This window comes from Frankia sp. QA3 (assembly GCF_000262465.1).
Classification (GTDB): domain Bacteria; phylum Actinomycetota; class Actinomycetes; order Frankiales; family Frankiaceae; genus Frankia.
Window position 1 is genome coordinate 3,802,165 of sequence record NZ_CM001489.1, and the last position, 22,045, is coordinate 3,824,209.

Consider the following 22,045-nt stretch of genomic DNA (forward strand, 5'->3'; position numbering starts at 1 on the left):
GCGGATGCCGCGGCGAGCAGCGCACGGCCCGCCGGATCGAGCTCCCCGCCGAGCACCGCGAGAACCTCCCGGGCGGTGTCCTGCGGCCGCCAGCGCGCGGCGATCGGTGCAACGGGGTCAGGGCGTCCGGCGTCATCTCCCCATCGTCCCGGCTGGAAACAGCGCGGCGCCCGGGGGCTGGCGTGCGTTGCTACGGACACGCCTGCCCGGCGCCACCCACTCTGCGTCCGCCACTGAACCCGACGAAATTGGTTGCGTCGACATGGTAATTGGTGCCGTAACCGCGGTTGAAGCACGAGTAGTTGTGGACGTTGAACATCTGAAGGTGGACGTGTGGGCCCGTCCAGCAGTTGGCGTCGTACGGCAGCCCGTCGGCGACCGTGCCGATGACGGCGCCCCACCGGCCCACCCACTGGCCCGCCTGGACGCCCGGCCGGACGTGTCCGTAGGTGATGGATCCGACCCGCACGCCGTTGGTGTAGATGCCCACGGTCACGAAACTGGCGCCGTCGCCGGCCCGGCAAGCCGCGCCGATCTGGTCGACTCGGGTGGCGACGTCGTATCCGCCATTCTGCGGCGCCACGTAGACCGCGACGGGGGTGCCTGCGCCGACGGCGATGTCGGTGGCCCAGTCACCCTGATCGGCGGCGTTGGCAAGCCAGTGGTGGGTGGCGGCATCGGTGTTCCAGCTGCCGGCCACCGGCGAACCGGCCCAGACCTCGGGGTCGGGAACGGCCGCGGCGGCCGTTCCCGGAATGAGCAAGCCGACCAGAACGACAACCAGCGCCACCAGCGGGGCCGGCAGGCCACGCCGGAGAACAGCCACACGTTTCACCGGAACTCCTATCCTGATAATGGGTCAAAAATCGAACAGCGCCGGCCGCGCCATGCGACGGGCCTCGTCACTGGTGTCGGTGGAACCTGTCCCGTGCGTTCTCGCACGCGTACCCGTCCGCGCAGCGCCACGAGCACACCGACCATTGCGAAGGCCCCTTGCCGTTACAGCCCGGACAGCGCACCAGGCGCACCTTCTTACGGCACCGCCGATCGTTGCAGTGACCCTGCCGGTCACCTCGGTAGACCATCGACAACCTCCAGTCCGGACGAGGACAGCCCGCCGGACGCGCACCCGCTCATGGGCCGCGGCACCGCCGGGAACGCCAAATTCAAGATCAATTCATGGGGAAACGTGGTCCGCACGCCGAGCGGCCGAGGGGCACGCGGCGTCACGCGGCCGACACCCGGCCCGCCGGGTGCCGGGCGGGCCCAGGAAGCTCTTGTCGCTCCAGGTCAGGCGACCCGTCAACGCGCCGCCGGCCCGGCCGAGCGGCTGGCGACCGGGCTTCGGGAGGAGCTGGTCGAGCGCGCGGGCCGCGGCCAGCACCCGGCTGGGGTCGGCGACGAAGGCGCAGGCCACCTGCTCCGGCAGGATGCCCTCCTCGGCCAGGCGGGTCACGGCGGTGACGAGCCAGTCTCGCGGGTCCGCGCCGGCCGGCAGGTCCGTGACAGCCCTGAGGACCGCGGCGTCAAGCACCGCCTCCGCCCACGCGACACCGCCGAGGCCGTCGAGGCCGGCCGTGGTGTCGAGATGGTCCAGTACGCCCACCGCGCCGTCCAGGAGGTCATCGACCGATGGGACCGCCGTAGCGCCTTCGACCTCGACGGCCGCGGCACCGTCCGCGGGGAGCGGCTGGTGCACGCCGTGTGGCCGCCGGCCGAGCGGCCGGACGACGTAACGCTCCCACCACGAGATCAGCACACCGTCGACCCGCGTGCGGCGACCGGACGAGCACACCCCTTCGATCACCGGCAAGGCGGCCAGCACGGCGACGCGATGGTCGTCGAGGCAGCCGCCGAACTCGTCCCAGGCACGTTCGGCCAACCGGCGCACGAGCGCGTCGTCGTCGTCGAGCCCGGTGGGCAGGCCGGCTTCGTCGACCAGGTACTCCAGCACGGCCCGATGCAGCTCGTCGGGCAGCCGCCGCCCGTACTCACCCTGTCGGATCCGGTCGGTCCGGGCCTGGGCGCCGCGGGCGATCCGGCCGCGACGGATCCACTCTCCGCTGGCTCTGATCTTCAGGTGGACCCGGGCCGCGGCCGCGGGCTCGTCGAGCCACGGCTGGCCGTCCAGGTAGGCGGCGACATCGAGGAGCACGTCGACCAGGAAGTCCGTGCACGGGCAGGTGCCGCGAAGCACAAGGTGATCCCCGACCTGCACCGGCCGCAGGTCGCAGCGCGCCGTCCGGGTGAGGCGGTGCAGCTTCCTCCGGAACTCGTAGGACTCGACCAGGACCGCCTTGACCACCTCGGGTGAGCAGGCACCGGCCAGGACGGTGCCGCAGGCGCCGGTGCGTGCTGGCGGCGGAGGTTGCGGTTGCGCCGAGGCGGCTGCCGAAGCGCCAGGCCTGGAAGTCATGACATGATTTCTACGGAAGAAGAAAATCCGTGTCAACGAAAATTTTCGCCAACCCCCGATTCACGCAACAGCTAGGATCTGGTCGGGGGGAGCCGAGGAGGTATCAGAGGTGGCCCTACTGCCGGCGGTCGTGCCGGAGATCCCCGAGTCGCGTGCCGAGGTGGTCCCTGCCCGGCTGGCTCGCAAGGTAGCGCCGCTGTTCGGGGTGCAGTGGCCGGAGAGCCCGCTCGGCCCGGCCACATGGGTGATCGACTTCACCCGGGTCACCCTGTCCGAGATCGCCCGGGGGGCTCCGTTGCCCACTCGCTCCCAGGCGTCGGCGTTCGCCGATCGATCGCGGGACGGATGGGCCCTGGTGGACCGGGTGGCCGTCACGGCCCGCTCGGCGGCCCTGCCGAACGAGATCGCCAACGCCACGCTCAACCGGTACGGCCCCGACACCCGGGCCGCGGTCATCCTCGCCGCGGTGAACCGCCTTCTCGACCCGCTACGGGTCGCGCTCGACGAGACGATCCCGCTGCTTGTCGACGAGGCCGGCGAGCCGTTGCCCCCGGGGCTGCGGCTCGCGGGCTGGGCCGGCGTGCTGGTGGAGGTCTTCCGCTCGCAGCCAGCGCTGGTGGCGGCCGGCGTGCGCGCCCGGGCGACGCAGCGGTCCATGGCCCCGTCCTGGGACGTGCCGCTGGCACCCAGCGCCGCGGACGAGCCGCTGACCCGGTGCGAGATCGGCGCCCCGTTGACCGCGGGCACCCCGGTCGTGCCACGCGACCTCGACATCGCCGACGCGACCCTGCCCCGCCTGGACGTGCTCGGCCCCCTGGCCACCAACCCGGTCGCCCGCGACGAGCTGCACGAGGCCGTCATCGGGCTGCTGCTGCGGCGCATTCTGGACGTGGGGAGCCTGCGCGACGCCAGTCACCTGTGGATCTCCGCGCGCGGCCCCGGCCAGCTCGCCGTCGAGGCGCTGCTCACCCCGACGAGCATCGTGGACCGTTTCGTCCGGGTCGCCCTGCGCACGGCGGACGTCACCGCACGAGGGCTCGATGACGGTGGCACGCTGCCCGCGGTTCCCGATCCCACCCGGTTCGCCGAGCTGCCCATCCTGTCGCGACGAACGGCCACGATCGCGCTGCTGGGCGTGCTTCGCCAGGTGCTGGCCTCGCCGCCGGCACGCGAGCGTGCCCGCGCGGCCGTGCTGGACCGCCTGGAACGGCTTCGCTGCCTGGTCGGGCAGACGCTGCCCGACGACGATCCGGTCCGGGCGGTGGCAGTCTGCCGGATCGATCTCACCCGGCTCCAGATGCTGCGCCACAACGCCACGACGGACCTGCGCGATGCCCTTGACCGGCTCACCCGGTCCACCCGGCGGTGCCAGGACCTGTTCGACACCGGCGTGCTGGATCGCGGTGCGGCGGCGGAGATCGTGTCGGCCTCCAACGTCGAGGTGAACGCCGTCCGGACGACCAACGCGGCCGCGGCGGCACGCCTCGACGGCGGCCCGGGTGGCGCTCTGCCCGATGCGGACCTGCTCGACGAGCAACTGCGGGCGCGGTGGCAGCACTGGCTGCGCATGGTCGAGGTCGAGCCCGAGATGCTGACCGGGGCGCGGCCGGTGGTCGACCTGCTCGGTTACCACCTGCACAACTACGCGGCATTCCTGGCCAGTCACGCCGGCTCCGAGGACGACCTTCTCGCGGCGATCACCCTGTTCCAGGACGTGGTCCTGCCAGCCCGGGAACGGTTTCTCACGCGGACCGGGATCTTCGACCCGCTGCGCACCAGCCTGCAGATGGGGACGGTGGCGACCACCGCGCTCGCCGAGTCGGCCGCGGCCCGGGGCGACACGGGTCACGCGCGGGAATGGGCCGGGCTCGGCCATCGGTGGATCGCGCGCGCGCTCGCCGACGAGAGCACTCGCGCGATGTGCCGGGAATCCACGGAGCGGTCATGCCGGTTCGCACTGCGCGCGGCTCCGGCCCTGACGCTGGCGGTCGAGCTGGGTGTCGCCGAGGCGAACGTCGCCGGGCCGGCTCCGGGCGACGCGGCCGCCGGCGATGCGGAGGCAAGGGGGACCGCCCCGCCCCCCGACAGCGCGGCGAACTCGCTCGACCTGGCGGCGGAGCTGGTGACGGTCGCCCGGCGGTGGGAAGCCTCGGTGGTCACCTCGGCCGAGCAGCACATCCGCCATCAGGAGATCGAGACCTGGTCACGGCGGGTGGAGCGGCTTCGAGCCCGCTGACGCCGGCCGCGCCGCTCGGGCAACCCCTTCACCTGCGGGCGCGCTGGCCATGCGCCCAGCAGGACGCACGGCCAGCGCAGCGATCTACGGCCTACCCGGCGGTCTGGCTAGGCCCGACGGCGGAACCCCGCGGGCGTCCGCTCGTACACGACCGAAGGCTGCGGGCGGCCTCGCGCGAGCCACACGACCAGGGTGACCGGCCAGAACACCGAGCAGATGGCGGCCTTCACCAACCAGACGACGCTTGCGACATCCGAGGGCCGCAGGCCGTGCCAGAAGCCCAATCCCGCCCGAACGCGCATGCTCGCGATCGAGACCACGATCCCGCCCGGCCACAGCAGGCTTAACAGGAATCCCACCGAATCCACGGCTCCTTCCCTTGTCCGGTACCTGTGTCCGGTACCTGTGTCCGGTACCTGTGTCCGGTACCTGTGTCCGGTACCTGCCGGGCGAAGGGGCCGGGCGGCCCCCCGCCTCGGCCCGGCCCCGCCGTCCGTCATGAGGTCCATGACGGACGGCTGGCGCAAGACGGACGGCTGGCGCAAGACGGACGGCTGGCGCAGACCGTCCTTTCTGCAGGGGAACAGGCGAGGGGGCCTACATGGGATGGTTCAGCCAGGGACGGGCGCGTCAGGGCCGTAACGCACTGCCTGCCGACGTCGTCGAGCTGATGGAACGCTTCGGCCGGTGCGAACTTGACCCGGCGTACACCGAGCTCGACCCGTGGGGTGAGCTCCAGGCGCCGCTGACGCCGTTCGCGAGCGCCGACCCGGCCGGATTCATCGACGCTCTGGCGGCGGCCGTCCTGCCCGTGGGCGGCTGGGCGGCCGTCGGCGCCGAGCGGACCGTGTGGAACCTGCTGACGGGTGAGGACCGACGCGGATCCGCCTATGACGCTCTCCTGGACGCGACGGTCGAGTTCCTGCGGCGGTCCGGCATCCCCCCAATGCGCGTGATCGCCCACCACTGGGAGCACTGGGCCGGGCAGGGCGGGACGGCTCGGACCTGGCTGCCGCTCCTTGCTCCGCCGCCGCGCGACCAGGGCCGCCTCACGCCGCTGCGTCCAGGCGAGGTCCGGCGGATCGCCCAGCTCACGCCGGAGGCCGACGCCAACGTCATCCTCGTCCGCGGCGGCGGGGACGCCTACGAGGCAATCGTCGACAGCCCGTGGAGCGACGACGACCCGCGCCGGTGCCAGAGCGTCCTGCAGACCGCCCCCTCGCTGTACGACCTCTACCTCGGGGTGGCGCAGTCGCTCCAGACGCCGCCCGCGTGGCATGACCCGGAGCTCGGCCCGTACTTCCCGCTCCCTCGCCCCCGCTGGTAGTCAGGCACCCATGTGCACCATGCCCGCCCAGGCCACGGGGTCGCCGAGCGGCAGGCCTCCGGCCGCGGCGGGGATCATCCAGGTCGGCATGGCGGCCGGGGCGACGCGCGCGGGGTCGCGCATCCAGCGATGGGCGAGGCCGAGGGCGTCGGCGGGGGCACGTCCCTCGGTCCGCAGGAGGTCATGGATGACGAACATCATCTTCGAGGTGGCGCGGTCGGGCACCTTCCACAGAGATCCGTAGACGGTACGCGCCCCGGCGGCGAGGAAGGCGGTGGCGACGCTGAACGCCTCGTCGTAGTCGATCCCGGTCACGTTGGTCGAGCACGCGACCAGGAAGACGCAGTCGACCGGTGTCGACCCGGCCGGCCGGTCCGCCAGCAGCCGGGCGGCGGTGACCGGGCCGTCGGCGAGCTCGAGGTGGGAGGTGGCCGGGTGGTCCGGCCTCGCCCAGCCGTGGCATACCAGGTGCAGCACCGAGCGCCGAACGCCGTCCCGGCGCAGCCAGGCCAGCAGTTCCTCGGCCGTGCCGCGACCCGCCGGCTGGGTGCGTGCCGAACGCGGGGCCCGGCCGAGATAGGTGGCGCCCGGGTAGAACGCCTCCCGCACTGCCCGAGCTTCCCTGGCAACCTCCTTGAGGTCACGTTTGCCCGCCGGGTTCCCGATGATCAGCGCATCCCCGTCGGAAACGGCGGGCGGGCCGGCCGCCGCACGGCACAGCATCCGGCCGGAGGGGATGTAGGAGATGACCGCGCGGTCGGCCAGGATCTGGGCCGAATGCGGTTCCCGGCTCCCACCCGGGGCGTCACCGGCACGGTCGCCAAGACGGGCCGCATGCCAGGGCACCAGCGCCAGAGCACCGACCGGCGTGAGCGTGAGCCGAGGCGCCGCCCGGTCGGCCGCCCAGCCGGCGCACCGGGCGAGCAGCGCGTCGGCGACCGGGCCGGCCCAGGCGGTCAGGTCGTCGAGCGCAGCGCGCCAGGTGTCGAAAGCCGTCGGGTCGTGCCCACCCGCCTCCCGAGCCGGGTCGCCCTTTCCCGGACCGCCGTGCAAGGCCGCGTGTGCCACCGCATACCGCTCCACCGGGGAGCCTGCGACGACCAGGTCCGGCCACTCGAGCACCTGGACGGGCGAGCCGTCGGCGGCGGGTACGACAACCACGCGCCCCGGCCGGGGGCGCGCGCCGGCTCTCGGTCGAGGCGCGCCGGCCGACGCAACACCCGGCATCGACACGTCTTCGGAAGCCGACACGTCTTCGGAAGCCGACGCACCTTCAGAGGCCGACGCACCGCCGGAAGCCGACGCACCGCCGGAAGCCGACGCACTGCCGGAAGCCGACGCACCGCCGGGGACGAGGTACACCAATGCATCGCGGCCATGCGCCCGCAACGCCGCCCTGATCTCCTCGACGCTCGGTGGATCGAGCAGGTCCGCGACCGGGCCGCCGCTGGGGGCCGGCACGCCGAGCGGTGCCCCGCTCAGGCTCGGGCCGGTGAGCGCGGCCAGAACACGACGCCGCAGGTCGCCGGAGACGTCGAGGCCGGGGTTACCCGCCCCGCCCTGGGTGCGCGCGTCCTGCCCGGCCGCGGCCCACTCCCGCGCGAGGTCCGAGTGCCCCAGCGCGACCAGGTCCTCGGCCGCGGATCTGGCGGCGACGGACGCGTGCAGCACAAGTCCCCGCCCGTGCTCGAGCGCGGTCACCAGGTCGTCGAGGGCGCGGTCGTCGGCGCACCAGTCGGCGACGCGCAGCGCGGCGGCGGCTGCCCCGCGCGCGGCGGCCAGCGCCTCCCCGGTCCCCGACTGCAGCAGCACGTGCCAGGCGTGCCCACGCAGCGCGCGCAACGCCAGCTCGCGGCCGGCGGTCCGGTCGCCAGGAGCGTCCCGCAGCCGTCGGGCCTCGGCGGCATGCAGGGCGACCTGCGCCCACAGCGGATGGTCGGGGCCGTCGAACCAGGCCATCGCCTCCTGCGACCAGGCGAACGCGTGGTCCGCCGCGTCCCGGTCACCGGCGAGCCGCGCGAGCTGTAGCCACCCTGCCGCGATCACGCCCGCGTTGGCCGCCCGGGGGACACTGCCTCGCGGCAGGTCTGCGACCGCACGCTCCGCCCTGGTCAGCGCGGCACGTCGCAGAGTGGTGTCGGCGCCCGCGGCCTCGGCGGTCGCCACCGCGTTGAGCACGATGACGAAGTCGTTCCCCACCGACACGAGCGGGTCCTCGACCACTCGGCGGCGCGGTCGGACGAGGCGGACGAGGCGGACGAGGCGGACGAGGCCGACCATCGTCCGTCTCCATCCACGCGACCGGTTCGGCGTAGAGAAGTCGCGCAGACGCAGCAGGGGCAGAAGGAGCTGGGGGAGCCATTCGTCCGCGGGGTCCGCCTTTGCGGCGGAGGCGACCTCGTCGACGAGACGGTCGAGGCCGGAGCGCAGCTCGTCGGTCTGGGCATGGCCGTAGTAGAGCGCCGCGAACCGGGCGAACAAGGCCAGCACCCGTGACCCGGCATCGTCGGAGCGCGCGAACTCCGCCTCCGCGGCGGTCAGTTTCGCGATGTCGCCGGAGTACAGGCCGGCAAAGAAGGCGGAGATGTAGAGCAGCGGGGCGACGACGTCCGGGTGGCCGGTGACACGGAGCGCCTCCTCGGCCTGGGGCCGCCCGAAGCCGGCGTCGGGACGTGGGCCGGCGGAGGTCATCGTGCGATGGATTTCGGCCATGGCTCGGGCCGTGGCAAGTCGGCTGCCCCACTCCGCCGGCGGGTCCGGGTGCGCCGCGGCGTAGCCCAGCAGGCGATCGAACAGCCTGGGATCGAAGCTTCCGATGACGCGCCCCGCGAGCAGCAGCTCGAGTGTGAGCACCGACATCGCGAGCTCGGCGCGGTCTGCCTCGTCGACGGACACGCGGGTCACCGCGGCCCGGGCACCCGCCAGCACGGATCGCGCGTCGGCGACGGTGGCCCGGGCGACCCTGCCACCGCTGTTGAGACGACGGACCATCAGGTCCACGAGCTGCCGATGCGCATCGGCCGCGCACTCGGCGTCGACGGATTCCAGCCCGTGTTCCACCGCTGTTCGCAGGCACCCGGCGGCGTCGACCAGCTCCGGATCCGCGCCGTGCTCGGCCGACGCCAGACAGGCCAGTCCCAGAAAGTACCAGGTCAGCGCCGGCTGATCCGCGCCGCGGCGCAGCACCTCGCGCAGCCACCGCACCGCGAGCGCAAGATCGTCCGTTGAACCCGTGTCATGGCCCCGCTCGGCCAGCAGCTCCCCGTACGTGTGCAGCATCGCCGGCGGGATGGGCGTCCGCTCCGCGAGCGGTCCGATGAGCGCGATGAACGCGTCACGTTCCCCCGGATCGTTCCGGGTGACGTACCGGTACTCGCGCAGCCGGGCCTCCGCCAGGTCGAGCTCGACCGCATCCTCCCGCGCGTCGGGCAGCCCGCGTGCCCAGGCGACGGCGGCCAGGCCGGCGTCGGCCCGACCGGCGATCAGGCATCCGTCGATGTAGTCGAGCAGGCCCTGCCACAGCATGGGGGCGTCGTCGGGCATCCCGGGCAGAGCCGCGGCGACGAGGTCGAGGGCTTGCCCGAAAGCCGCCAGGTCCCGACGCCCCGGGTCCCCCTGCAGGGCGATCCGCGCGACGCCGCCGTAGAAGTCGATCGCACTCGCGACGGCGGACCCGTCCGACGGGCGGTCGAGCTCGTCGAGCTCGTCGACGAGCCGGTTGAGCTCGGTGAGGACGCAGGCGGCCTCGTCGCGCGCCAGGAAACGCCGGACGACCAGCCGGACCAGCTCGCCGGTGAGCGCCGCGGGGTCGAGCTCGGGATGGGGCACCGCCGTCGCGCCGGCGAGTGCCCGGCGGGTCCAGGTCACGGCGTCATCCCAGCGTGCGAGGCCGTGCTCGGCGAGCTCGCCGAAGGCGAGCCCGATCCAGCTTGCCCACAACGACGCGTCGGGATCGTCGGGGGCGCCCCGCAGGGCGTCGGTGAGCAGGTCGATGGCCGCGGGGAGCGGGGCTGGATCCCCTGTCTCGTCGGAACGCACCAACAGCTGCAACGCCTGGGCGACCAGCGCGCCCGCCCCGCTACCCGCACCGTCCACGCGTATCCCCCGCCGTCGGACCGACCGGAAGATTATCCGGAATCGAGCCACCGGTCGGCGTGGGGCCCAGGCAGCCGGCAGCCTGGGCCCCACGCCAATCCGTAGGCGGATCCCTCAGTCCCTCAGGTACCGCGCCCGGACGTCGGCCTAGTTGTTGTCGTCGTCGTCGCCACGCATGCCCAGCTCCTTCACATCGGGTCGGGACCACGCGGTGCAGGCGATGTCCGCCGACCGGCCCGACGCCTGGAAGGGCGCTCGAACGGGTAGTACGGTCAGATGTCCGTGATGTTGTGACAAAACGCTGGCGCCTGCCGCGGAGGAGCTGTGGACCTGACGACCTGGGACGGCCACGTCCGAGTGGACTATGTGCCGGACCGGGCCCAGCTGCAGCTCACCCTGATCACGACGGTGCCGACGGTCGAGGCGGACATCCGCCCCGGGCTGCGGGCCGGGTTCGCGGTCGACGACCCCGACGGGCCGCCGGCATTCGTCGGTCTGACCCTGGTCGCGGGCCGCGTACCCGGGGAACTGCGCGACCTGGTCGGGGCGCGGCTCGTGCCCGTCGCCGAGCAGGTGATCGACGGACCTCGTCGTACCCGCTGGACCCGCATCGACGTGCGGTCGGTCCATGCCCTCGCGGCGGCGTGGGCGCCCTATCGGGACCGGGTACTGTCCGGCGCCGCCGGTTCCGGCGACGGCGACGACGGCGACGGCGACGGCGACGGCGACGGCGACGGCGGGACATCGTCACCCCCCGCCGGACGATGGGAGGAGGGTCTGTGGGCCCTGCTCGCCGTCGAGGATCTGCGCCAAGCGCTGGCCGAGCTGCCGGCGCCGGAGCTCACCCTCCTGTCGTCGGACGCCACCGTGGACGCACCCGGATACCAAGATCCTTCCGTCGGGGACGAGGAAGCGGACGACGACGACGAGGACGAGGAGGAACGCGTGGCGCCTGTCGCCGCGAGCGGACGGTGGCCGCTCCCGCCCGAGCTCGCCGACCAGGCGAGCATCGAACCCGAGCTCACCTGGGAGCTCCGCGGCGGAGTCGTGCACATCCTCGCCACGTCGACCGGTCTCGCCACGTCGACCGGTCTCGCCACGTCGACCGATCCGGCGGCAGTCGGCTCCCGCTCCCCGCGTCCACCCCAGGTCTCGTTCGACGACGGCACGGGCCGGTGGCAGTCGTTCGTTCCCCGAAACGACGGACGGTTGCACGCGGAGATCGGGAGCTCGGCCGAGCCTGACCGGCTGCCCGCGATCCGGATCCGGGTCATGACCTCGGATACCGTTCTGCCGTGAACCGTAAGAATTCGTCTTGACCAGGCAAGGGCGTGCGATCCGCCCCAGCCCCGGAGACGACGAGGGCGGCCGGCTCGCGGCGGCGGAGCCCGACCGTGCGCGGCTCGAACAGGCCGCTCGCAGCGTGGCCGACCGGCTCGATCAGGCTGATCTCGATCGCATCACGGCTGGTGTCGAGGGGCCGGGGCAACTGCTGGACGGCATGGTCGAGTGCGCCGCGAACGTGCGCGAGATCTGTGCCGGGCGAGGCCGGCCCGTCCAACCCGGCGAGGTCGAGCTGCTCGCGGCCGCCACCGTCTCCCTGGACCCGCGCAGCGACGGCGTGCGCCAGCACCACAGGGCCGCGGAATACTTCGAGCGGCACCGGAGCTTCCCCGGCCTCACCGCCGCGGTCGCGATCCTCGTCCGCGGCGACGACACCGACGAGTTCGTCCTGGCCCTCCACGCCGCCCACCGCGTCGACGAAGCCCTCGCCCGGACCCGGGCCGAGCCCCCGGTGCTGCGGACGATGGTGGCCGCGGCCACCGCCTGCCTGGGCACCGACACCGTGCTTGACGCCGACACCGTGCTTGACGCCGACGACGTGGAGGTGGCGGCCGCCATCCTCGACCGCGGGGGCGAGCTCGCCGCCGCCTACCGCGCCTGCGACCGACCACGGCCAGGAGCATCACTACCCGTACTCGGAAACGCGGATTTCGTCATCGCGATCGCCGGCTACGCACGAGCGGTCCGGGAGCTGCGTCACGCCACCGGTCACGATGACCCGCTCGCCGACATCGAACAACATCTGCCCGATCTGGAGACCCTGCTGCACCGCGCGGCGACCCGACCGCCCCGGTTCCCGATCGGCGGCACCGAGCCGGACATCGTCGGATTCTTCCGCGTGGCCGCGGCGGCGGTCGGCGGCGAGGACGGAGCCGGCAAGACGGCGGTGACGACCGGATCGGTCTTCAACCGGTTGAGCCGTGGGCTGCGCAACCTGAAGATCAGCGGGTCCGCCCGCGCCGAGACGGCCGCGCCCGGGGAACCCGTCAGCCCACGGCCGGCCCTGCCCGACGCCACGTCGGCACCCGGCACCCTCGTGGACGCCGATGAGCTCGCCACCCGCATCGTCGACCTTCTCAGCCGACATGTCGCCGGGCCCCAGCGCCGCCTCATCGCCGACTGGGTGTGCGGCCGGCGAGCGCCCGACACGACCGACGATCTTCACCTGCTGCTCACCCGCGTCCGTCCGATGATGACCGGGCTCGCGCGACAGGCATCGAGCACCTGCCCGCCGCCGCCCACCGGTGTCCCTCCGCATCCCGAGATCGCCGAAATGACGTCGGTGCTGCGGTCACGGATCGCCGCCAGGCTCGCGCTGGAACCCTCGGGTCCGCTGGAGCTGGCCGCCGCCGCGCTGCCCCCGCTGTGGACGGCCCGCCTGCCTATGATCTTGGCTCTCACGCAGCGGATACGACTGGACGAAGGCCTGACCGGGACCAGGAAGGTCACCGCCAAGATCCTGGCCGCGTGCGCCGCATGCGGACCGGCTCAGTTCGCCGTGCGGGGCGACGTCGGGCGGCACACCTTCGCGGGATGCCGGACGGCGCCGACCGAGAAGCCGGGGGCGGTGCGGTGCGTGGAGCGCTCGGGCGAGGGGATGCCCGGCTTCACCGAGGTCTGCCCGGCCCGGCCGTGGAGTGAGATCGGCTGCGTGGACAGCCACCGCACCCTTGCCGAGCTGGTCGACAGCACGCCTGACGCCGTGCGCAAGCGCATAAGCCGCTATGAGGGAAGCGGCGGCGCCTGGCTGGGCCTCACCGGGCTCGCCGAGCTCTGACAAGTCCTCGCCCGCAGGACGCCTGACGCTCTCCGGTCGCGCCGATCCCCGTGTCGGTCGGGTGCCCCGGCCGGGTTACTCGTCGACGTCTGTCGGGACCACCAGGATGGGTCGGCGCGTCCAGTGGATCATCCGATGGGAGACCGAGCCGGCGAGCAGCCGATCCAGGGCGACGCCGGCGCCGCCGTGCCGGGTGCCGATGACGATCGCGTAGGCGTCGACGCTGTCGGCCACGGCGAGCAGGTGTGTCGCGGGGTCCCCGGCCCGGATGTGGAACCGCCAGTGCACTGGGCTGCCCGCGAGGGTCCTTTCCGCCAGCGTGCAGACCGCCCTGCTCTGGGCGTCCTCCTCGGCCTTGAGGAACCGCTCGGATACGCCTCGACCGGGCACCGTGGACACCATCGCGCGGATCTGGCCGAGGCTGAGGTGTTGGACATGTACGACATCGAGTTCCGCGTCCAGCCGCTGCGCGAGGTCAGCCGCCCAGACCAGCGCGGCGGGAGCCGCTTCCCGAGTGTCGACGCCGACCACGACGTGCTGCATGCCTCAAGGGTTTCCGCCGAGCAGGCCGGCTAGGCCCCCGCGGGCCCACCAATCGCCCCGAGCGCCGCTCGGACCCGCAAGGAGGTCACGGTTTTCTGGCGATTCCGCCGTACACGCTGACCTGGGCGTCGGTGAGGCCGGCCGGGTCGGGGCCGGCCGGGCGCCAGCGGTGGACCAGCTCGACGCCCGGATCGATCAGCTCCAGCCCACCGAACAGCCCCTCGACCTCGGCGCGGCTGCGCAGCCGTACGGTGATCCCCTGTTTCTCGTAGGCGACGGCGAGGTCCTGCGTGGCCGGATCGTAGTCGGCGGTGCCGTTGGTGAGGATCAGGTAGCTGCCCGACGGCAGGGCGTCGACGAGGCGGCCGATGATGCCGTGCGGATCGTCCGAGTCCGGGACGAAGTGGAACAGCGCGATCATCGACAGGGCGACGGGCCGGGTCAGGTCGAGGGTCTCGTGCAGCTCGGGGGCGTCCAGGATGCCCTGCGGATCATGGAGATCGGCGTCGAGGTAGGCGGTCCGGCCCTGGGGGGTGCTGGTCAGCAGCGCGCGGGCGTGGGCGAGGACGATCGGATCGTTGTCCGTGTAGACGACCCGCGCCTGCGGGGCGATGGCCTGGGCGATCTCGTGCACGTTCGGGCTGGTGGGGATGCCGGTGCCGATGTCGAGGAACTGCCGGATCCCGGCCTCGCCGGCGAGGTGGCGGATTGCCCGCGCCATGAACGCACGGTTCTGCCGGGCCGCGAGGGAGGCGTTCGGGAAGGCGGCGCTCGCCTGCTCCGCGGCCACCCGGTCGGCGGGGAAGTTGTCCTTCCCGCCGAGGAAGTAGTCGTACATGCGGGCCGTGTGCGGCCTGTCCGTCTTCAGATCGATCGACGCCTGCTCCTCGGCCAGGGACCTCCACCACGGCCCGACCTCGGCCCCCTCACCGCCCGCGTCCGGTCCCACCGCCACCAGCCCTCCCAAATCGGGATGATCCCCACAAATCACCCTAGTCGCAGCGGATTTCACCCGCATCCGGGTTGGGCGGGCGGGGCCGCGGTCACCGGCCCCAGCGGTCTCAAGGCGCATCAGCGGCGGTCGGCGGCGTTCGGGTGAGGTCGAGAAAGTCCGCGAACCCGAGCAGGCGAAGGACGCGAGCGGCGACCGGTCGGATGTCCCGGCGGTTCGGGTCGTGCACAATCCGCGGGGCCTCCAGGGTGAGCTCCCCGCCGCGGGTCCGCAGCCGGCACCCACCCGCGGCCACGACGTTGCGCACCCATTCGCTGTCCGCGCCGTACGTCAGCGCGATGCGCACACCGCCGGCCGTCGGGAAGACGTTGACCGGCGTCTGGTAGGTCCGCCCGGAGCGGCGACCCCGGTGCACCACGACCCCCATGCCCGGTAGCCGGGGAGCGACCCGGCGGACCACCCGGTTCGGACCCGCGCGGTTCAGCCGGGCCACGATCCTCGGAATCGGCATGATCGTTCGCACTCCCGCCTCTGCGCCGGCCCACGACCGACGACCGGCGACGGGCACCTGTCATGGTGCCACCCCGATGCGTGGTCGCCATCCCCGACACCGGCACGGAAGTGCCATCCGACGGCGACAGTGGGTGAGCAAGGCCGGCCGGGGCGCCGGCCGGCCTCACCCGCATGCGAGGTTCCCGCGACCGCCGGGCTCAGGGAAGCCGATCCGAATCTGGCAGTCTCATGTCAGAATTCGCGGGACTGCGCCGCGGCGAACGGATAGCGTGCGGACGCGTCGGACCATCCGTCCGGCGAGGGCACGCCAGCCGCGCCAGCGCTCACGCGTCGTCGCCCGCGCCGCAGGCCCGTCACCGCGCCACAGAGAGGATCGGACGTGGCCCCCACATCTCCGCCGACGCCCCGCAGTTCCACCCGAGGCTCCCGATGAGCACCCTGCGCGGCGAGCCGCGCGTCGAGGATCTGTCCGCCGGCCTGCCGCCCGAGCGCGAGCGGGTCGCCGCGTCCTGCCCGCCCGTGCCGGCCTGGACCGAGAACCTCCTGTTCACCCCCTACGACCCGACGCACAACATCGGCATGTGGCTGCACCTGGGCACCGTGGCCGACGCCTGGGAGCTGTGGGAGGACCGCGCGCTCGTCACGTTGCCGGACGACGAGGGCGTGCTGTCGATGTGGGCCTACCACCGCACCGATCCGGCGCGCCGCCCGGCCGGCGCCAACCTGCGCTTCGAATGCCTGGAGCCGTTCCGGCGCTGGCGGGTCACCTTCGACGGCTTCTGCCTGCGCACGCCGCAGGAGAACATGCGCACCGGCCTCGTCCGCGACGGCGAGAAGGTCCGCCTGCAGCTCGACCTGGACATCGAGTGCGCGACGCCCGTGTGGGACGCGCACACCGCGGCCGAGGCGGCGACCGGTCGCGGCGGCATGGACCAGCAGCAGTGGGCGAAGGAGCACTACGAGCAGCTCTACCGGGCCCGTGGCACGGTGCGCTGGGGCCGGCGCGAGGTCACCTTCGACGGCACCGGCTGGCGCGACCACTCCCGTGGCCCGCGTGGGGACGACTCGGTCAGCGGCTGGGGCGGGCACGTCATCGCCGGCTGCCTGTTCCCGGGCAGCGGCCGCGCCTTCGGCCTGTCCCGCTACTGGTCGACCGACGGGACGGTGACGCTGGAGGGCGGCTACGTGGTCGAGGCCGGCGTGCTGACGCATGTCCGGGTGGTCGGCGTTCCCCGGCTGGACGAGCTGGTCGCCGCCGGGGAGGTGCTGCCGTTCGGCCTCGCCTGGCAGGATCGGCTGCTGGAGCTGACCGCGACCACCCGGACCGGGTTGTGGACCACGTTCGCGGGCGGGCTGCCCTACGGCGTCGCCTCCCCCGGCCGGGCGTACGCTATCAACTGGGCGTCCTGTGACTGGGACGGCGACGTGGGCCACGTCTACGTCGAGCGCTCGGACCTGCGGGCCGGCTAGCCCGCCCGCCGGGGTCCGCCGCCGGGGCGCGGCCGCCGGGTTGGCTGCCGCGGGGCAGCCAACCCACCGCCTTCCCCGGCAGCAGGTTGTCGGAGACGAAGGGGGACCCGGTGGACGGCACGCCGGTGCGCGGCGGCGCGCAGCCGGTGCGGGCTCGCCCCGCCGCGTGGTCCGAGCACAAGGCCCGGGTCCGGCAGGCGCTCGTCGACGCCGCGCTGGAACTGTTCGCCGAGCAGGGCTACGAGTCCACCTCCACCGAGCAGGTCGCCGCGCGCGCCGGCGTCTCGCCCCGCACCTTCTTCCGCTACTTCGCGACGAAGGAGTCCGTGCTCTTCTTCGGCGAGGACGACTACATCCGTTCCTTCGTCGGCGTGTACCTGGCCCAGCCGGAGTCGCTGAGCGAGTTCCAGGCGATGCGGGCCGCCTTCGTCACGCTCGCGCCCGGCGTGGCCCGCCTGCGGGAGCGGATCAGGCTCTATCACGTCGCCGTCGCCTCGTCGTTCCTGCTGCGCGGCAAGGAGCACGACAACCAGCAGGGCAATCTGGCGCTCGTCGCGCGGGCGGTCGCCACTCGCCGCGGCCTCGCGCAGCCCGACGAGAGCTGCGAGCTGCTGGCCGCGATCGGCATCCTGGCCGAACAGCGCGCGATGCAGCGCTGGCTGCAAGGTGCGCCGTCCCGCAGCCTCGGGTCCTACGTCACCGCCGAGTTCGCCACGCTAGCCGACCTCTTGACGTCCTCCCTCAGGGCTCCCGCCACGCAGTGAGCGGAAGAACGCTCGGACATCCTCGGCGAACAGCTCCGGCTGCTCCAGCGCGGCGAAGTGGCCGCCGCGCGGCAGTTCGTTCCAGTACCGCAGGTCGTAGTGCGCCTCGACGCAGCGCCGGGGCGGTGTCACGATCTCCCGCGGGTAGACCGCGACCCCGGTCGGCACGGTGACCGGCCGGTCCGGGGCGCCGAACAGGCCGGCCCGCATCGACTCGCGGTAGAGACGCACCGACGAGCCGATCGTGCCGGTCACCCAGTAGGTGGTGATGTTGGTGAGCAGATCGTCGCGGCTGATCGCCTTCTCCACGTCGCCGTCGCAGTCGCTCCAGGCCCGGAACTTCTCGACGATCCAGCCGGCCAGGCCCGCGGGCGAGTCGGCCAGGCCGTGGGCAAGCGTCTGCGGCTTGGTGCCCTGGACGGCCTGATAGCCGGTCTCGGTCTGGGTGAACCGGGCGACGCTCTCCATCGCGGCGCGCTCGGTGGCGGTCAGCGCCGCCAGGGTGGCCTCGTCGGGCGGCGGCGCCAGGACCAGGTTGAGATGGATGGCCAGCAGCCGGTCCGGATGGTGCGCGCCGAGGAGGCTGGTGGCGATCCCACCCCAGTCGCCGCCCTGGGCGGCGAAGCGCTGGTAGCCCAGTCGGGCCATCAGCTCGACGAGGGCGTCGGCCACCCGACGGATGTGCCAGCCACCCTCGCGGGTCGGCCCGGACCAGCCGTAGCCCGGCAGGGACGGGCAGACCACGTGGAACGCCTCGGCGGGCTCGCCGCCGTGAGCGGGCGGGTCGACCAACCGGTCGATGACGTCGAGGAACTCGATGACCGATCCGGGCCAGCCGTGGATGAGCAGCAGCGGGACGGCGCCGGGATGCGGCGACCGGGCGTGAATGGCGTGGATGGGCGTCCCGTCGATGGTGGTGAGAACGTGCGGCCACCGATTGATCCGGGCCTCGGCGGCCCGCCAGTCGAAACCGTCCGCCCAGTATTCGCACAGGTCCCGCAGGTAGGCGAGATCGGTGCCGTATTCCCAGCCCGTCCCGGGAATCCGATCGGTCCAGCGGGTGCGCCGCAACCGGTCACCCAGATCGTCGAGAACAGCCTGATCCGTGCGGACCGTGAACGGCTGCGGCGAGGAATCGGTCTGGGGCATCGCGGCGCACCTCCTGTTTTCCCCGAAGGCGGCCCGGCGGGGACCACCGGCCAGCCGTCGAGGCGCGCCGGATCGCCACTCGGCGTCGTCCGCTTCCTGGCAGCTGACTGCCAGAGCTGGCGAGAAGACCAGACTCGAGATCTCCAGACTATGGATGACGACACCCGGCCGCGCAAGGGATCGGACCGAAAGCTGTCTGTCGAGGTCAGGGCCGGGTAGGCCGAGCCCTCCCGCATCGACGATCAGGCATTGACTCTGACAGTCCGCTGCCATACAGTGCGTCGGCATCATAGCCGTCCGCCGGGTTTCGCCGCGATCCCGCCGCCCGCCGGTCGGCGCAGGTGATGACCGTTCCCGCGACCGGCCGAACGGCGGACTTTCTGGTCCGACGCGACATCCGCGGGCGCCGGTGGCTCCTTTGTGGTGCTCGGCGAGAAATCTCGCCGAGCACGTTTTCGCCCCCGCCGCGAGGAGGACACGTTGCCGGAGGTAACCAACGCCAGCTACATCGAATCCGGGCTGCCGACCCGGGACCGTCAGCGCGATCCGGAAAAGACGCGGCAGGCGCTCGAGTCCTGGTTTTCGACGGCCCTGCCGCACCGGTCCGATCTGCGCGTCACCGAGGTGACGCTGCCCAGGACCGCCGGGGTGGCCAACGAGACGTTGCTGTGCGAGACGAGCTGGACCGAGTCGGGGGTCGCCCGCTCGGCGGGCTACGTCGTGCGGGTCGACTCCCCCGACTTCCTGTACAAGGACGCCGACCTCACCGTCCACGCCGAGATGTACCGGGTGCTGGGCCGCGAGCCGGGCATCCCGGTCCCCGCGGTCGTCGGCCTGGAGACGGATACCAGCGTGCTCGGCGAGGCGTTCTTCGTCATGGAACGCGTCGAGGGTCGCGTGCCCGGGGACACCCCACCGTTCCACACCACCGGCTGGGTGTACGACCTCGCCCCGGCCGAACGCGCCGTGCTGTGGCACAACGCGGTTGAGGTCATGGCCCGGCTGCACCAGGTCGATCCGGCGAAGGTGGCGTTCCTCGACCGCCCGCGCCTCGGCCCCGACGGCCTGCGCCAGGATCTCGCCCACTGGTTCGACGTCGCGGCCTGGGTGGCGCGGGGGCGCACCGATCCGGTGATCACCGCGGCCGAGCGGTGGCTGCGCGCGCACGTCCCGCCCACCGGCGTCACCGCCCTGGCCTGGGGTGACTCCCGGCTGCCGAACCTGATGTTCCGCGGGCTCGACGTGGCGGCGGTCTTCGACTGGGACATGGTGTGCCTGGCCGGCGCCGAATCGGACCTCGCCTGGTGGACGATCATGGACTACAGCGGCACGGAGTCGGTCGGCGTCGAGCGATTACCGGGCATCGGCAGCCCGGCGCAGACGGTGCGCCGATGGCAGGAGCTCGTCGGCCGTGAGGCCGAGAACCTGGACTTCCACCTCGTCTACGCGGCCTACCGGCTGGCGGTGATCCTGCTGCGGCTGGGCGACCTGTACGGCGCGGCGGGGGCGATGGCGCCGGAGACGATCGAGGAGCTGCGCACCAACAACTTCGGGCAGCAGTACCTCGTCCAGATCCTCGACCTCCCCCATCCGCACCCGGTCACCCTGACCTGGCCGGGCCTGCAGATCTGAGCCCGGCGCGTCAGCACCGAGGCTGGACCCCACCGGCGCACGCGGCTACGATTCTGGCAGTCCAATGCCAGAAACCCGCGGCGAGGAAGTGGCGTCGGCGTCGGGTCGGGACGCGTGGGAACGCGGCGGGAGGGGCAGTGAGTCGTTCGTTAGGGGGCGCGGCCGTCGTCGGGATCGGGCGGTCGCCGTTCGTGCGCTCCTCGGGGCGCACCACGCTGTCGATGGCCGCGCAGGCCGCGCGGGAGGCGCTCGCCGACTGCGGGCTCACCGCCGCGGACGTCGACGGCTTCACCTGCTACTCGACCGGTGACAGCGCCGGTCCGAGCCAGGTCGCCCACGCCATCGGGGTCGACGATCTCGGGTGGAGCCTGAGCGTCCTGGGCGGCGGCAACATCGTCACCTCGACCGTCGCGGGGGCCGCCACGGCGGTGCTGTCCGGCCAGGCGGAGGTGGTCGTCGTCTACCGGGTACTAGGCTCGCAGACCCGGTACGGCCGGGCGCTGGAACGGGTCGAGGTCGACGGCGAGGGGCAGTTCGCGGGTCCGCACGGCTACCTGGTGCCGCCCCAGTGGTTCGCGATGTTCTGCCGCCGCCACCAGTACGAGTACGGGTCGACCGCGGCGGATCTCGGCGCGATCGCGGTGCAGGAACGCGACCACGCCGTGCGCAACCCGCACGCGGTGGCCCGCAGCCCCATCACCCTCGACGACTACCTGAACAGCCGGTGGATCAGCGAGCCGTTCCGGCTGTTCGACTGCTGCTACGAGATCGACGGCGCGGTGGCCATCGTCGTGACCAGCGCCGAGCGGGCCGCGGACCTGCCGCACCGCCCGGTCCACCTGCTCGGCGCCGCCGACAGCAACCGCTTCGGCGGCTCGGTCGACCAGTGGGACGACCTGAGCTGCATGTACTCCCGGGACACCGCGCCGCGGCTGTGGTCGCGCACCGGCCTGCGCCCCGCCGACATTGACGTCGCCTGCATGTACGACTGCTTCACGTTCACGGTGATGGCGACCTTCGAGGACTTCGGGTTCTGCGCCAAGGGCGAGGTGGGCGACTACTTCCGCGCCGGCCGGGCCACCTACGGCGGCGACGTCGTCGTCAACCCGCACGGCGGCCTGCTGTCCGAGGGTTACATCCACGGCCTGAACCACCATTACGAGGCCGTCCTGCAACTGCGTGGGGACGCCGGGGACCGCCAGGTGCGCGGCGCCGAGACGGCGCTGGTCACCTCCGGGGCCGGCCCCTTCGGCGGCGCCCTCGTCTACGGGACGGCGGCGCCGTGACCACGACGCACGGGGAGCCCCCGGCCGTGGGGGCCGATCCGCTCAGCCTCCCGCCGCAGCCGGTGCCGGACGCGGTGACCGCGCCCTTCTGGGCGGCCCTGGCCGACGGCCGGCTGGCCATGTGCCGCTGCGGGCACTGCGGCCTGTGGCTGCAACCACCGCTCGAACGGTGCCGGCGGTGCGCGGGGCCGACCCGGTTCACCGACGTCGCCGGCACCGGCACCGTCTACTCCTTCATCGTCCAGCACCGGGCGACCGTGCCCGGCTACCTCGACGACCTGCCCTACGTGGTGGCGCTCGTCGAGCTCGACGAGCAGGCCGGCCTGCGCCTGCCCGCCCGGATCGTCGGCGTCGACCCGGCGCAGGTGCGCTGCGGCCTGCGGGTGCGGGCCGAGTTCGCCGACCTGCCCGGCGGCGACTTCACCGTCGCGGTCTTCCGCCCGGTGGACGGCCCCTGACCGCGGGCAGCCTTTTCCTCGTCCGATTCCGGTGCCGGGCCACATGAATTTCCGCTCGCGGTAGGCTGCGTGGTGTGGCGGGG

The 22,045-nt window shown here is 72.9% G+C and carries 17 protein-coding genes; 9 read left to right on the forward strand and 8 right to left on the reverse strand.

Annotated features, from left to right (window positions below):
• Nucleotides 1-190: 190 nt before the first annotated feature.
• Together FRAQA3DRAFT_RS15625 and FRAQA3DRAFT_RS15630 are read right to left on the reverse strand one after the other, a co-directional pair.
• Entirely contained in the window at nt 191-790 is a 600-nt protein-coding gene (locus FRAQA3DRAFT_RS15625) for a hypothetical protein (protein ID WP_157467389.1), read from the reverse strand.
• Nucleotides 791-1,177: 387 nt separating this feature from the next.
• The gene (locus FRAQA3DRAFT_RS15630) at nt 1,178-2,416 is read right to left on the reverse strand and encodes a hypothetical protein (RefSeq protein ID WP_157467391.1); all 1,239 of its coding nucleotides are present in this window, start codon (nt 2,414-2,416) and stop codon (nt 1,178-1,180) included.
• 109 nt (nt 2,417-2,525) lie between these two features.
• Between FRAQA3DRAFT_RS15630 and FRAQA3DRAFT_RS15635 the strand changes: the two genes are divergently transcribed.
• The gene (locus FRAQA3DRAFT_RS15635) at nt 2,526-4,652 is read left to right on the forward strand and encodes a hypothetical protein (protein ID WP_009740001.1); all 2,127 of its coding nucleotides are present in this window, start codon (nt 2,526-2,528) and stop codon (nt 4,650-4,652) included.
• A gap of 107 nt (nt 4,653-4,759) precedes the next feature.
• Here FRAQA3DRAFT_RS15635 and FRAQA3DRAFT_RS15640 read toward each other — a convergent pair whose 3' ends face one another.
• Nucleotides 4,760-5,011: a hypothetical protein gene (locus FRAQA3DRAFT_RS15640; protein ID WP_157467393.1), complete on the reverse strand. Its 252-nt coding sequence runs from the start codon at nt 5,009-5,011 to the stop codon at nt 4,760-4,762.
• A 242-nt stretch (nt 5,012-5,253) separates the two neighbouring features.
• On the opposite strand from FRAQA3DRAFT_RS15640, the gene FRAQA3DRAFT_RS15645 reads away from it, so the two are divergent.
• Nucleotides 5,254-5,979, forward strand: a complete 726-nt coding sequence (locus tag FRAQA3DRAFT_RS15645; protein ID WP_009740003.1) for a hypothetical protein — start codon at nt 5,254-5,256, stop codon at nt 5,977-5,979.
• On the opposite strand, the gene FRAQA3DRAFT_RS31590 is transcribed toward FRAQA3DRAFT_RS15645, so the two are convergent.
• On the reverse strand, nt 5,980-10,074 hold the full coding sequence (locus FRAQA3DRAFT_RS31590) for a CHAT domain-containing protein (RefSeq protein WP_009740004.1): 4,095 nt from the start codon (nt 10,072-10,074) through the stop codon (nt 5,980-5,982).
• 324 nt (nt 10,075-10,398) lie between these two features.
• Here FRAQA3DRAFT_RS31590 and FRAQA3DRAFT_RS15655 point away from each other — a divergent pair, with 324 nt between their 5' ends.
• Together FRAQA3DRAFT_RS15655 and FRAQA3DRAFT_RS15660 are read left to right on the forward strand one after the other, a co-directional pair.
• Nucleotides 10,399-11,373 (forward strand): hypothetical protein, encoded by a 975-nt coding sequence (locus FRAQA3DRAFT_RS15655; protein ID WP_009740005.1) that lies wholly within the window; start codon nt 10,399-10,401, stop codon nt 11,371-11,373.
• A gap of 16 nt (nt 11,374-11,389) precedes the next feature.
• On the forward strand, nt 11,390-13,195 hold the full coding sequence (locus FRAQA3DRAFT_RS15660; RefSeq protein WP_035921042.1) for a hypothetical protein: 1,806 nt from the start codon (nt 11,390-11,392) through the stop codon (nt 13,193-13,195).
• 75 nt (nt 13,196-13,270) lie between these two features.
• Here FRAQA3DRAFT_RS15660 and FRAQA3DRAFT_RS15665 read toward each other — a convergent pair whose 3' ends face one another.
• The 3 genes from FRAQA3DRAFT_RS15665 to FRAQA3DRAFT_RS15675 all read right to left on the reverse strand — a co-directional run bounded on the left by FRAQA3DRAFT_RS15665 (nt 13,271) and on the right by FRAQA3DRAFT_RS15675 (nt 15,201).
• Entirely contained in the window at nt 13,271-13,738 is a 468-nt protein-coding gene (locus FRAQA3DRAFT_RS15665; RefSeq protein ID WP_009740007.1) for a universal stress protein, read from the reverse strand.
• Between the two features lie 85 nt (nt 13,739-13,823).
• Nucleotides 13,824-14,693 (reverse strand): SAM-dependent methyltransferase, encoded by an 870-nt coding sequence (locus FRAQA3DRAFT_RS15670; RefSeq protein ID WP_009740008.1) that lies wholly within the window; start codon nt 14,691-14,693, stop codon nt 13,824-13,826.
• Nucleotides 14,694-14,799: 106 nt separating this feature from the next.
• On the reverse strand, nt 14,800-15,201 hold the full coding sequence (locus tag FRAQA3DRAFT_RS15675; RefSeq protein ID WP_035921043.1) for a nitroreductase family deazaflavin-dependent oxidoreductase: 402 nt from the start codon (nt 15,199-15,201) through the stop codon (nt 14,800-14,802).
• A 431-nt stretch (nt 15,202-15,632) separates the two neighbouring features.
• Between FRAQA3DRAFT_RS15675 and FRAQA3DRAFT_RS15680 the strand changes: the two genes are divergently transcribed.
• The gene (locus tag FRAQA3DRAFT_RS15680; protein ID WP_009740010.1) at nt 15,633-16,673 is read left to right on the forward strand and encodes a hypothetical protein; all 1,041 of its coding nucleotides are present in this window, start codon (nt 15,633-15,635) and stop codon (nt 16,671-16,673) included.
• 110 nt (nt 16,674-16,783) lie between these two features.
• The gene (locus tag FRAQA3DRAFT_RS15685; RefSeq protein ID WP_009740011.1) at nt 16,784-17,437 is read left to right on the forward strand and encodes a TetR/AcrR family transcriptional regulator; all 654 of its coding nucleotides are present in this window, start codon (nt 16,784-16,786) and stop codon (nt 17,435-17,437) included.
• Here FRAQA3DRAFT_RS15685 and FRAQA3DRAFT_RS15690 read toward each other — a convergent pair.
• Nucleotides 17,390-18,586, reverse strand: coding sequence for an epoxide hydrolase family protein (locus FRAQA3DRAFT_RS15690; RefSeq protein WP_009740012.1), 1,197 nt, complete (start codon nt 18,584-18,586; stop codon nt 17,390-17,392). The genes FRAQA3DRAFT_RS15685 and FRAQA3DRAFT_RS15690 overlap by 48 nt on opposite strands.
• Before the next feature lie 480 nt (nt 18,587-19,066).
• On the opposite strand from FRAQA3DRAFT_RS15690, the gene FRAQA3DRAFT_RS15695 reads away from it, so the two are divergent.
• The 3 genes from FRAQA3DRAFT_RS15695 to FRAQA3DRAFT_RS15705 all read left to right on the forward strand — a co-directional run bounded on the left by FRAQA3DRAFT_RS15695 (nt 19,067) and on the right by FRAQA3DRAFT_RS15705 (nt 21,962).
• Nucleotides 19,067-20,218, forward strand: a complete 1,152-nt coding sequence (locus tag FRAQA3DRAFT_RS15695; protein ID WP_009740013.1) for a phosphotransferase family protein — start codon at nt 19,067-19,069, stop codon at nt 20,216-20,218.
• Nucleotides 20,219-20,439: 221 nt separating this feature from the next.
• Entirely contained in the window at nt 20,440-21,504 is a 1,065-nt protein-coding gene (locus FRAQA3DRAFT_RS15700; protein ID WP_035922981.1) for a Nonspecific lipid-transfer protein, read from the forward strand.
• On the forward strand, nt 21,501-21,962 hold the full coding sequence (locus tag FRAQA3DRAFT_RS15705) for a Zn-ribbon domain-containing OB-fold protein (protein ID WP_009740015.1): 462 nt from the start codon (nt 21,501-21,503) through the stop codon (nt 21,960-21,962). Before FRAQA3DRAFT_RS15700 ends, FRAQA3DRAFT_RS15705 begins: the two co-directional genes overlap by 4 nt.
• The last annotated feature ends 83 nt before the right edge of the window (nt 21,963-22,045 follow it).